The organism is Sphingomonas sp., from assembly GCF_023266535.1.
GTDB lineage: Bacteria > Pseudomonadota > Alphaproteobacteria > Sphingomonadales > Sphingomonadaceae > Sphingomicrobium.
Map to the genome: position 1 here is coordinate 1 of NZ_JAHFPY010000081.1, position 11,271 is coordinate 11,271.

Sequence of the window (11,271 nt, forward strand, 5' to 3'; positions counted from 1 at the left end):
GACAAGGACGGCAAGCTCAAGCCTTTAAGTCTGGTCGCAAGCCGCTAAGGGAGCGGCATGACCGAATCGTCCAAGCCGTTTGACGGCAAGCTTGCGCTTGTCACCGGGGCCAGCCGCGGCATCGGCGCAGCCACCGCCGAGGCGCTGGCTGCCGCCGGCGCGCATGTCATCTTGACCGCCCGCACCGCCCAGTCGCTCGAACAGGTCGAGCAGCGGATCCATGAGGCCGGCGGCTCGGCGACGATTGCGCCGATGGACTTGACCGACGGCGACAACATCCAGAAGCTCGCCCAGGCCGTTGCCGAGCGCTGGGGCAGCCTCGACATGCTCATTCTCAATGCCGCGATGCTGGGTAGCCTGTCGCCGGTCGAGCATCTCGATCCGAAAGAGTTGGAGCGGGTGTTCAAGCTCAACGTCTTCGCCAGCCAGGCGATGATCGCCGCCTTCGACCCGCTGCTGCGTCGCGCCGACAAGGCCGACGTCATCGGCATCACCTCATCGGTCGGCGAAGAGCCGCGCGCCTTCTGGGGCGGCTATGGCGCGTCCAAGGCCGCCTTCGATACGCTGCTCGGCGCCTATGCCGACGAAACCGCCCATGCCGGGCGTCTCCGCGTCCAGATCGTCGATCCCGGCGCCACCCGCACCCGAATGCGCCAGCTCGCCTTTCCGGGGGAGGAACCCGACAGCCTCAAAGGTCCCGAAGTCGTCGCCGCTGCGATTCTCGAGCGGCTTCAGAGCGATGCCGAAACGGGCAGCCGCTCAAAGGTCGACGCCTAGCTCTTCACCATCGTTACCTGGGCGACGTCGATTCCGCCGCCGCGGAAGCCGCCTTCGCAATACATCAGATAATAGCGCCACAGCCGGTGAAAGCGCCCACTGAAGCCCTTGAGCCTGCCTTGGGCTACCGCTGTATCAAAACGGTGCCGCCACTGCTTGAGCGTTTCGGCATAATCGAGGGCAAACCCTTCGCGGTCCTGCCAACTCAGCCCCTGCTCATGCGCCAGTTGCTCAAACCGCGGTTCATCGATCAACATTCCTCCGGGGAAGATATAGGCCTGGATGAAGTCCGGATTACGCGAATATCCGCGGAAGATGCGATGATCGATCGAGATCAGCTGGATCGCTGCCCTCCCGCCCGGCTTGAGATTGCGGGCGATGGATTCGAGGTAGGAAGGCCACCAGCGCTGGCCGACCGCCTCGACCATCTCGACCGAGGCGACGGCATCGAATTGCTCGGAAATCTCCCGATAATCCTGCAGACGGATTTCAACATATTCGCTTAATTTCAGTTCTACAATTTTTGTATCTGCCCAACTTTTCTGCTCCGCAGATAAAGTCAATCCGACCACTTTTGCACCGCGTTTCGCCGCTTCGATTGCCATCGTTCCCCAGCCGCAGCCGATCTCCAGCAGCCGGTCGCCGGGTTTCAACTGGAGCCGGTCGAGCAGCATGGCAACCTTGCGCCGCTGTGCCGCCTCCAGGTCGTCGCCCGGCTCAAACCGGCCAGACGAGTAGGTCATGCTTGGGTCCAGCCATACCGCGTAGAAATCATTGCCGAGGTCATAGTGAGCGGCGATGTTGCGCCGGGCCATGCGCCGGCCGTTGTCTCGACGCCGATGGAGCAACTGGTTGTGCCAACGGGCCGTGCCCTTGGCCCGGGCAAACTCTCCCAGCGATGCACCGTTGCGCATGAACAGGTCGAACAGCGGCACCGGATCCGGCGAAGACCATTCGCCTTTCTCCCAGGCACGGTACCAGCCGACCGACCCCGACGTCGCCAGTCGGACCAGCGACAGCCAGCTGTGCAAATGGACGATCGCCGTGGGTCCCGGCCGATGAAAGCCGATCCGTCGCCGCGATCCATCGGGCAGCGTCGCCTCGATCCCACCCTCTCGCAGCCGATCATGAAGATGGTCGAGCAGCCTGGCAAACGCCGGCCCGACGAGCCGCCCCAACAGGCCGCTGCCGCTGGCGAACCGCAGCCCGGACCGAACCAGATGCTGACCTCGCGAAGCCATGGCGCCGACCTATCGCCCCTCTGGGGCTCAAGGCAAGCGCCCCCCCTCGTAAAGCTGCCGCATACTGCCGCGACTATCTGCCGCCCTCGGACCAACCGTTCGTCGTTAACCTGCCCGAACGGCGTTAACGCCCCTTGGCATCGGCCAGATCCCCCGTGAAACAGGCTTCAAACGCAGGCGTTCTTGCAGCGACGCCAACAGCAACAGGAGTATTCATGCGGAAGACGATGCTGGCCCTTGCCGCCGCAACCTTGACCGTTCCGACCATGCCCAGCGCTGCCCTCGCCGGTGACGGCTATTATCATGGCAGGGTGTGGCGGGACTCGCACGGCCGGCTGCGCTGCAAACGTTCCAACGGCACCACCGGCCTGATCATTGGTGCCGCCGGTGGTGCCCTGATCGGACGCGCGATCGACACGCATGGCGAACGAGCCACCGGCACCATCGTCGGCGCTGCCGCCGGTGCGCTTGTCGGCCGCTCAATCGACCGCGGCCGTTATCGCTGCCACTAGAGTTTCCCAGTTCGGCCGGCGCCCGTGCGGCCGAAGCCTCATCTACCAGGTGAGGCTGAACCGCACGCCCACCCCCTGATCCGGCGCCGGCCACCCCTCTTTCGAATTACCGAGCACAGCTGAGCGATTGCGAAGCAATCGGGAAGCAGTGCGAAGAGATAATGAGATTCGGACGGCGTGCACGCGAAGCGTGACACGACCGACGTCACGGGATTCACTCCCGTGACGGCCTCTTTCCGCCATGCTGTATTGACACAATAACACACCTATGCGAGTGAGGCGCATCAGGGAGGATAATGTCCATGTACAGCCAGAACGATCTCGACGAGGCCGTGGCTGCCGGCGCGCTCAGCGCTGATGCCGCCGCTTCGCTTCGTGCCTTCGTCGACACCCAGCGATCCTCGCCAGCGGTCGACGAAGAAAGCTTTCGCCTGATTACAGGCTTCAACGATATTTTCGTGTCGATCGCCGCCGCGATCCTGTTGTTCGCGGTCGGCTGGATCGGCCAGTCGATCGGTCAGTCGATGGGACTGGTCATCGACCATGACGGTCCTTCGCCGCTTGCCCCGTTGTTCGTCGCCGGCACCGCCTGGGGCCTGGCGCTGTTCTTTACGGCCAGGCGCCGTATGGCCCTGCCCTCGATCCTGTTGCTGCTGGCCTTTGTCGGCGGCGTGTTTGCGACCGTCGGGTTCGGCGTCGTACTCGGGGTTGGCGAACCGCCGAACGATCAGGAGGCCCTGATTGGCGGCATTATCGCGTCCATTTCCGGCGCCGTTGCGGCGGCAGCGGCTTGGCTGCATTGGAAACGGTTCCGCGTTCCGATCACCGTTGCGGCGGGCGCTGCCGCGGCCTCTGCGATCGTCGTCGGCATCGTCATCGCGGCACTGGGCCGCAGCCCGGACGAAGTCGAGGACATCATCCTCGGTGCGGTCCTGCTGCTCGGTATTGGCGTGTTCCTGTTCGCCATGCGCTGGGACTCGTCGGATCCGTCCCGCGTTACTCGCCGCAGCGACGTCGCCTTCTGGCTCCACTTGCTGGCCGCGCCGATGATCGTTCATCCGGTTTTCACGCTGCTCGGACTGAATGACGGCACCGCGACCATCGGCGAAGGCCTGGTCGTGATCGCCCTGTACGTCGCGCTCGGCATCACCGCCCTGGCGATCGACCGGCGCGCACTGCTCGTCTCGGCGCTTGCCTATGTGCTTTATGCGCTCAGCGAGCTGTTCAAGCAGGTCGGCGCGGTCGAGCTCAATATTGCACTGACCGCGCTGGTGATCGGTTCTGCGCTGCTGCTGCTGTCGGCCTTCTGGCACCAGGCGCGTTCGCTGGTCGTTCGCCGCTTGCCGGATGCGCTTCAGTCGAAGCTGCCGTTGCTGGACCGGGCTGCCAGCAGCCCTAGTCACGTACCAGCCGCATAAGCCGGCGCTCGAGCGGGGCCAGGACTCCATGAAGTTCGTGGCCCCGCTTCAGTACGGTTCCATGTTCTGAAACCAATGCAAACGCCCCCTGCTTCAAATGAAGTTGGGGGCGTTTTTCAATTCTCACTTCGGGGTTTTCGGCGGTGCGGCGGAAGGCGGCGAACACCGCCACCTCGGGGTCGAACCACAGGCCATAGTCGCGCCAGTGCCCGGCCGCGACCATCCGCCCGTAAAGATCGAGGATGCGCTGCAGTTCGGCGCGGTCAAATGCCGTGATCGGACGCCGGTCCCGCGGATGCGGAAACGGCGTGACAAGACCCTCCCTCACCGGGCTGAATCCCCCGGGATCGTCCCTGATGAAGCACAGGCTAGAAGCGACGCGCAGCGCGGGCCGGGCAGCCCGCGCAAGCGGCGCGACGACGCCAGAGCAAATTCAGGGGCGACCGCAAAGCGGCGGGCCGCATTTCCAGCATTGCGGCGTCGTTCATCAGTCACGATGGATATCCATCGCTCCTTCATCACTCCTTGCACTACTGCAAATTCGGCTCCGTCACGGGGCTTCCAGCCCGGTGAGGGAGGGTCCCAGCTCAAGCGGACTTAACTTTCGGTTTGGGCTGGCTGAGCGCGCGAAGCTCGGCGACTTCCTTGCGCAATGCCGCGATTTCGTCGTCCAATTCGGTCTGGCGCGCCCGCCCCGGATCGCAGTCCTCGCCACACAAGGTGCCATAGGGCAGGAAGCCGGGGCTATAATGGACCGCGTCGACCAGCACCGGCCTGGCCGGGATGCCGACCATCGTCGCGCCCGGCTCGACATCCTTGGTGACGACCGAATTGGCACCGATCTTCGCGCCTTCGCCGACCTCGATCGGGCCGAGCACCTGCGCACCGGAGCCAATTACCACGCCGGACCGGATCGTCGGGTGACGCTTCCCGCCAACGCCGGTCGACGGGTTGGTGCCGCCCAAGGTGACGTTCTGGTAGATGGTGACATTGTCGCCGATATCGGCGGTCTCGCCGATCACGGTGAAGCCGTGGTCGATGAAGAAATGTTCGCCGATCCTGGCACCGGGATGGATGTCGATCGCCGTCACCATCCGCGCGAAATGATTGACGAACCGGGCGAGGAAATAGAGCTCGCCGCCGTAAAGCCAGTGCGCGACACGGTGAAATGCCAGCGCCCAGACGCCCGGATATAGCAAAATCTCCCACCGCGATCGCGCCGCGGGATCGCGGGCTTTGACGGAGTCCAGATACTCAATCAGCGTCGACGCCAAGCCACAATTCCTTCTGCAGTCTCGTTCCCAATTTAAGGTGTCAGAGGCGTAATGAAAAGCCGGACGGCCTTTTTTGAGCGCCATAACGCATTGCCGCGACGCAACATCTGCGGCAGTTTGCGTCGATAAACAGGGTGGAGACGACAATTTTCGCGGACCTACTGGCTGATCCGGCCGCTCTGCTGCCATTCGTCATGATCGGCTTTGTGGCACAGATGATCGATGGCGCCCTGGGCATGGCGTTCGGCCAGATTTCGAGCACCATCCTGCTCAGTATCGGTATTCCTCCCGCCGTTTCGTCCGCTGGAGTCCATACTGCCGAGACCTTCACGACAGCCGTATCCGGGATCAGCCACGTCGCCCATCGCAACGTTGACTGGCGGCTGTTCTTCCGCATCGCCATCCCCGGCATCCTCGCCGGAATCATTGGCGCCTATGTGCTGACGCAGGTCGATGCGACGACCGCCAAGCCCTTCGTCCTCGCCTATCTGACGTCGCTCGGCCTCTACCTGTTTTATCGGGGCGTGATGCACCGGCATACCGAGCGCCGGCCCAAGATCGTCGAACCGCTCGGCGCGGTCGGCGGGTTTCTCGACGCGGCAGGTGGCGGCGGTTGGGGCGCGATCGTCACCTCGAACCTGCTGGTTCAGGGCAGCAACCCGCGAAAGACTATTGGCACGGTCAACACCGCCGAATTTTTCCTGACTGTCTCGATCTCCGCCACTTTCCTTGCCACGCTGACCCTGGCTGGGACCGCGGAGCACCAGGAGCTGCTATTCAAGGCGGTAGTCGGGTTGGTGATCGGCGGCGTGCTGGCCGCACCGTTCGGCGCCTGGATCGCCAAAAAGGTCAATCCTGACCTACTGCTGACCTTTGTCGGCGCCGTACTCACCCTCACCAGCGGCTACGGCCTCTACCGCGCCCTGGCCTGAAAAAGGGAGAGGTGGCGGCGAGGGCTCTATAAGGGGAGAACGCCCCCGCCGCCGCTGCTGCCCCCGCATCGCGAACACAGTAGTGGTTTCTAATCATGACGTAGAAGGCTAGCTTCAATCGTTCAAACTGATTATATCAATCGGATTGATTGGATTTATCGATGACAGCCTATCTGCCGACGATCAAGCAGCTGCAATACCTGGTCGCGCTCCGCCAGCACGGCCATTTCGGCAAGGCGGCGGACGCTTGTTTCGTCACCCAGTCGACATTGTCGGCGGGCCTCCGCGAGCTTGAGACGCTACTCGGCGTGACGCTGGTCGAGCGGACCCGCCGCGTAGTGCGCTTCACCCCGCTCGGGCAGAAAGTCAGCGACAAGGCGATCCGCGTCATCCGCGAGAGCGAGGAGCTGACCGACATCGCCCGGATCGAGGGTCAGCCGCTGCACGGCGAGCTCAGGATGGGGGTCATCCCGACCATCGCTCCCTTCCTGTTGCCGACGATGCTGCCGCGGCTCAGGAGCCAATGGCCCAAGCTCAAGCTTTACCTGCGCGAGGAGACCAGCCAGGCGGCGTGCGACGCGCTCCATCGCGGGCACCTCGACTGCGTGCTGCTGGCGATACCGTTTGCGTGCGGTGAGGTCGACACGGCGATGCTGTTCGACGATCAGCTTTATATCGCCTATCCGCGCGGCGAGGCGCCGGTCGAGCTGTTGGTCGCAGCCGAGACCATCGACGAGGCGCGCATGCTGCTGCTCGAAGACGGGCATTGCCTTAAGGACCATGCGCTGGCCGCCTGCAATCGGCCCGAGCTTCGCGCCGAAGCGACCATGATGGGAACGTCGCTGCACACGCTCGTGCAGATGGTCGATAATGGCCTCGGCCTGACCTTTGTGCCGCAAATGGCGATCGAGGCTGGAATCCTCGAAGGTACCAATGTCGACGCAAGGCAACTGCAGTCCACCCACGGATTCCGCCGGATCGCGCTGGTGTGGCGGCGGTCGAGTCCGCGTGAAGAAGAGTTCCAGTTGTTGGCAGAAGCGCTTCGGCTAATCGCCACTTCGATCGCGCCGGGGCTGGCGGCAATCGATAAGCCCGTGGACCCGCTCATCCTCCAGGTCGCCGACTAGTCTTTCCGTCGATACTCAGAGTCCGCGGCGCCCGGGGAGGGGAAGTGGGGCGCCGCGGACTCCAATGCCGGCTATTTGGCCAACGCCGGCTCACGTGCGGCCGCACCCGACGCTGACCCGTGTCGGGCCAGGTCGAAGCGGTCGGCATTCATCACCTTGGTCCAAACCTTGATGAAGTCGCGGACGAATTTCTCTTCGTTACCGCGCTCGGCATAGACCTCGGCTATTGCACGCAATTGACTGTTCGATCCGAAAATCAGGTCGGTCCGCGTCGCGCGCCACTTCTCTTGCTTGCCGCCGCGATCGTAGCCGACGAAATCTTCTTCGCCGCCGTCATCAACTGCTTCCCAGAAGGTGTCGTTGTCGAGCAGGTTGACGAAGAAGTCGTTGGTCAATTGGCCCTTTCGGTTGGTGAAAACGCCTTCCGGCCGGTCCTGGTAGTTGGCCCCCAGCACGCGCAGCCCGCCCAGCAGCACGGTCATTTCCGGGCCCGTCAGGCCGAGCAGCGAGGCGCGGTCGATTAGCAATTCCTCGGTCTTTACCGCCTGCTTGACCCTCAGATAGTTGCGGAAGCCATCGGCAGCGGGCTCCATCACGTCGAAGCTGGCAGCATCGGTCCACTCCTGCGTCGCATCGCCGCGACCGCCGGTGAACGGCACGGCGACATTGAAGCCGGCATCCCTGGCCGCCTTCTCGACCGCCGCTGTGCCGGCAAGGACGATCGCGTCGGCGATCGACAGGGACCCGCGCAATTCGTCGATCTTGGCCAGCACCTTGGCCAATTCGTCGGGCTCGTTGACGGCCCAGTCCTTTTGCGGGGCAAGGCGAATTCGAGCCCCGTTGGCGCCGCCGCGATAGTCGGTCTTGCGATAGGTCGAGGCCGACGCCCAGGCCGCCTTGACCAGCTGCCCAATGCTAAAGCCCGCGCCGAGGATCTTGTCCTTGAACGCCGCGACGTCGCTGTCCAACGGCCTGGAGCCGGCCGGGACCGGGTCCTGCCAGATCAAATCTTCCGACGGGACTTCCGGCCCGAGATAACGGATCTTCGGACCCATATCGCGGTGGGTCAGCTTGAACCAGGCGCGGGCGAAGGCATCCTTGAATGCTTCATGATCGGTGCGGAACTTCTCCGAAATCACCCGGAATTCCGGATCAATTTTGAGCGCCATGTCGGCGGTAGTCATCATCGTCGGCACCAGCTTGGAGGGATCGTGCGCCGCCGGCGCCATGTCCTCTTCGCGTTGGTTGATCGGCTGCCACTGCTGGGCACCCGCCGGCGATTTCACGAGCTCGTAATCATAGTCGAGCAGCAGGCGGAAATAATTTTCCGACCATTGGGTCGGCGTATTGACCCACGATCCTTCGATGCCGCTGGTGATGGTATGTTCACCGATGCCGGTTTCGAAGCTGTTCGACCAACCGAGATCCTGAAGGGCGATGTCGGAAGCTTCGGGCGCCGCGCCGACCAGGCTGGCATCGCCCGCGCCATGCGCCTTGCCGAAGGTGTGGCCGCCGGCGGTCAGAGCGACCGTCTCCTCATGATTCATTGCCATGCGTTCGAACGTGATCTTGATGTCGCGCGCCGACAGCAGCAGATCGGGATTGCCGCCCGGGCCTTCCGGATTGACGTAAATCAGGCCCATCTGGACCGCCGCCAGCGGGAATTCGAACTCGCTCTCCCGGTCGTCGAGGATGCGCGTCTGCACGCCTTCGCTGACCCACTTTTCTTCTGCGCCCCAATAAATGTCGCGCTCCGGCTCGAACACATCCGGGCGGCCGCCGCCAAAGCCGAAGACGGGTCCACCCATCGACTCGATGGCGACGTTGCCGGCGAGGATGAACAGGTCGGCCCAGCTGATATGCTTTCCGTACTTGCGCTTGATCGGCCACAGCAGCCGGCGCGCCTTGTCGAGATTGCCATTGTCCGGCCATGAATTGAGCGGGGCAAAGCGCTGCTGCCCGCTGTTGGCGCCGCCGCGCCCGTCGGCGGTACGATAGGTGCCGGCGGCATGCCAGGCCATGCGGATCATGAACGGGCCATAGTGCCCGTAATCGGCCGGCCACCAGGGCTGGCTGTCGGTCATCAGCGCGGTAAGGTCGTTCTTGAGCGCCTGATAATCGAGCTTCTGAAACGCTTCGGCATAGTCGAAGTCATCGTCCGTCGGATCCGGTGAGACATTGCCCTGATGGAGAATGTCGATCGGCAACGTGTCCGGCCACCAGTCCCGGTTGGTGCGGCCGAGCAGCGATCGCTCATTGCCCGGGCGATGCACGGGGCAGCCTCCGCCCACTTCACCGGTCTTGGCATCCATGTTTCAAGCTCCTGTCCGAAAGTTGAAACCACGCTAGGCTTCGACTTGAACGGGAGGAAACGAGTTAAGTTCGTCAGAGAGAGTTGGAAAATCGATAAGTGCCGAGCGCCCGAGCATAAGTGAGCGATTGCGCAGCAATCGGGAGCTTATGTCGAAGAGAGCGCGATGGCCGGCCAGCGGGTCGGCGTAAGCCGAACCCGACTGACGTCACGAATTTACTTCGTGACGGCTTCCAGTGTTCCGCTGTCCCCCGGACAGCCCGCGCGCTTCAGTCCATGTGTTTGAGGCCGATCCGCAGATAGTCGTAGCCGGTGACCAGCGTCAGGGCCGCCGCGGCCCACAGGCTGGCGAGGCCGACCATGTGCATCCACGCCTCGTGCGGGAAACCGCCGCTGAGGATCAGGGCGCCGAGTGCGACCAGCTGCAGGGTCGTCTTCCACTTCGCCAGCGCGCTGACCGGAACCGATACGTTGAGCGGCGCCAGGAATTCGCGCAGGCCCGATACGATGATCTCCCGGAGCAAGATGATCAGCGCCGGGATGACGGCCCAATTCTCGATGATCGGCGGATCGCCGTCGGCCTTGCGGCTGGCCATCAGCATCACCAGCACCGCCGCCACCATGATCTTGTCGGCGATCGGGTCGAGGAACTGGCCGAGCCGGGAAATCTTGGCCTGCGCCCGGGCGAGGTAGCCGTCGAAATAATCGGTAATGCCGACCACGCAGTACAGCACGAATGTAATCAAATAATCATAGGGTGCCGGCTTCCACAGCAGGAACACCAGGATCGGCACCGCCAGAATGCGCGACAGGGTCAGCAGATTGGGCAGCGTCAGCATCAGGCCGTTCGTTATAGCGTTTGGCCGTCCGCGCAAAGCTGGCTATGCAACCGGCGAAGTCCGCTAGAGTACCGCCGCCTTGCTGCAGAACGTGACCCATTTGCTTCGCGCGCGCCGGTTTGCGCCGCTGTTTGCAACCCAATTCCTCGGCGCCTTCAACGACAGCCTGTTCAAGCAGGGCGTCGTGCTGTTCGTCACCTACCAGCTCTATTCGGATGCGGCCCGCGAGGCGCAGTTCAACGCCATCGCGCAAGGCCTGTTCATCTTGCCCTTCTTCCTGCTGTCCGCCCTCGCCGGCCAATTGGCCGACGACCATGACAAGTCGCGGCTGATCCGCATCATCAAGATGGCCGAGATCTTGATCATGGTCGTCGGCGGTGCCGGGCTGTTGCTCGAAAATATCCCGCTGATGCTGGCGGCGGTGTTCGGGATGGGCGTCCATTCGACTTTCTTTGGCCCGATCAAATACGCCATCCTGCCGCAGCATCTGCAGAAGGACGAGGTGCTGGGCGGAACCGGGCTGGTCGAGGCCGGCACCTATATCGCTATCCTGCTCGGCACGATCCTGGCCGGCATTTTGGCGGACAAAGCTGTGCTGGCGGTGGTCGCAACGATCGGCATCGCTGTGCTGGGCCTGCTGACCGGGCGCCAGGTGCCCCCCGCCCCGCCGGCTGCCGAACGGGTCAAGCCCGACTGGAATATTTTCCGTGCCTCGGCGCGCCTCGTCAGCGAGACCATGCATGTGCCGAGACTGTTCCTGGCGATCCTGGCGATCAGCCTATTCTGGTCGATTGGCGCGGTGCTCATCGCGATATTTCCGCCCCTGGTCAAAAATGTCCT

Annotated in this window: 11 protein-coding genes; 6 read left to right on the top strand and 5 right to left on the bottom strand. The window is 63.3% G+C overall.

The window, feature by feature from the left end; all coding sequences use genetic code 11:
- Positions 1-57 precede the first annotated feature (57 nt).
- The gene (locus tag Q0C64_RS11620) at positions 58-777 is read left to right on the top strand and encodes an SDR family NAD(P)-dependent oxidoreductase (protein WP_294123947.1); all 720 of its coding nucleotides are present in this window, start codon (positions 58-60) and stop codon (positions 775-777) included.
- Here Q0C64_RS11620 and Q0C64_RS11625 read toward each other — a convergent pair.
- Positions 774-2,018, bottom strand: a complete 1,245-nt coding sequence (locus Q0C64_RS11625; protein ID WP_294123951.1) for a cyclopropane-fatty-acyl-phospholipid synthase family protein — start codon at positions 2,016-2,018, stop codon at positions 774-776. The genes Q0C64_RS11620 and Q0C64_RS11625 overlap by 4 nt on opposite strands.
- Positions 2,019-2,233: 215 nt before the next feature.
- Here Q0C64_RS11625 and Q0C64_RS11630 point away from each other — a divergent pair, with 215 nt between their 5' ends.
- Complete coding sequence (locus Q0C64_RS11630; RefSeq protein ID WP_294123953.1) at positions 2,234-2,530, top strand: glycine zipper 2TM domain-containing protein; 297 nt, start codon at positions 2,234-2,236, stop codon at positions 2,528-2,530.
- Positions 2,531-2,832: 302 nt separating this feature from the next.
- A complete protein-coding gene (locus Q0C64_RS11635; RefSeq protein ID WP_294123965.1) occupies positions 2,833-3,948 on the top strand; it encodes a hypothetical protein in 1,116 nt (371 codons plus the stop codon).
- Here the strand turns inward: Q0C64_RS11635 and Q0C64_RS11640 are convergent.
- Entirely contained in the window at positions 3,926-4,276 is a 351-nt protein-coding gene (locus Q0C64_RS11640) for a DUF2794 domain-containing protein (protein ID WP_294123954.1), read from the bottom strand. The two genes, Q0C64_RS11635 and Q0C64_RS11640, sit on opposite strands and share 23 nt — an antisense overlap.
- A 259-nt stretch (positions 4,277-4,535) precedes the next feature.
- Positions 4,536-5,222 carry a serine O-acetyltransferase gene (gene cysE, locus Q0C64_RS11645; protein ID WP_294123956.1) on the bottom strand — a complete coding sequence of 229 codons (687 nt, stop codon included), beginning with the start codon at positions 5,220-5,222 and terminating at the stop codon, positions 4,536-4,538.
- Positions 5,223-5,416: 194 nt separating this feature from the next.
- Between cysE and Q0C64_RS11650 the strand changes: the two genes are divergently transcribed.
- On the top strand, positions 5,417-6,154 hold the full coding sequence (locus Q0C64_RS11650) for a sulfite exporter TauE/SafE family protein (RefSeq protein ID WP_294123967.1): 738 nt from the start codon (positions 5,417-5,419) through the stop codon (positions 6,152-6,154).
- Positions 6,155-6,315: 161 nt separating this feature from the next.
- On the top strand, positions 6,316-7,281 hold the full coding sequence (locus Q0C64_RS11655) for a hydrogen peroxide-inducible genes activator (protein ID WP_294123958.1): 966 nt from the start codon (positions 6,316-6,318) through the stop codon (positions 7,279-7,281).
- Between the two features lie 71 nt (positions 7,282-7,352).
- On the opposite strand, the gene katG is transcribed toward Q0C64_RS11655, so the two are convergent.
- Together katG and pgsA are read right to left on the bottom strand one after the other, a co-directional pair.
- Complete coding sequence (katG, locus tag Q0C64_RS11660; RefSeq protein ID WP_294123960.1) at positions 7,353-9,593, bottom strand: catalase/peroxidase HPI; 2,241 nt, start codon at positions 9,591-9,593, stop codon at positions 7,353-7,355.
- A 268-nt stretch (positions 9,594-9,861) separates the two neighbouring features.
- A complete protein-coding gene (gene pgsA / locus Q0C64_RS11665) occupies positions 9,862-10,431 on the bottom strand; it encodes a CDP-diacylglycerol--glycerol-3-phosphate 3-phosphatidyltransferase (RefSeq protein ID WP_294123962.1) in 570 nt (189 codons plus the stop codon).
- A gap of 82 nt (positions 10,432-10,513) precedes the next feature.
- Between pgsA and Q0C64_RS11670 the strand changes: the two genes are divergently transcribed.
- Positions 10,514-11,271: MFS transporter (locus Q0C64_RS11670; protein ID WP_294123964.1), on the top strand; the 758-nt coding region annotated here is incomplete at its 3' end.

Coding starts and splice junctions, on each gene's coding strand:
- Q0C64_RS11620 (WP_294123947.1), top strand. CDS start 58: ATGACCGAATCGTCCAAGCCGTTTGACGGCAAGCTTGCGCTTGTCACC.
- Q0C64_RS11625 (WP_294123951.1), bottom strand. CDS start 2,018: ATGGCTTCGCGAGGTCAGCATCTGGTTCGGTCCGGGCTGCGGTTCGCC.
- Q0C64_RS11630 (WP_294123953.1), top strand. CDS start 2,234: ATGCGGAAGACGATGCTGGCCCTTGCCGCCGCAACCTTGACCGTTCCG.
- Q0C64_RS11635 (WP_294123965.1), top strand. CDS start 2,833: ATGTACAGCCAGAACGATCTCGACGAGGCCGTGGCTGCCGGCGCGCTC.
- Q0C64_RS11650 (WP_294123967.1), top strand. CDS start 5,417: ATGATCGGCTTTGTGGCACAGATGATCGATGGCGCCCTGGGCATGGCG.
- Q0C64_RS11655 (WP_294123958.1), top strand. CDS start 6,316: ATGACAGCCTATCTGCCGACGATCAAGCAGCTGCAATACCTGGTCGCG.
- katG (WP_294123960.1), bottom strand. CDS start 9,593: ATGGATGCCAAGACCGGTGAAGTGGGCGGAGGCTGCCCCGTGCATCGC.
- pgsA (WP_294123962.1), bottom strand. CDS start 10,431: ATGCTGACGCTGCCCAATCTGCTGACCCTGTCGCGCATTCTGGCGGTG.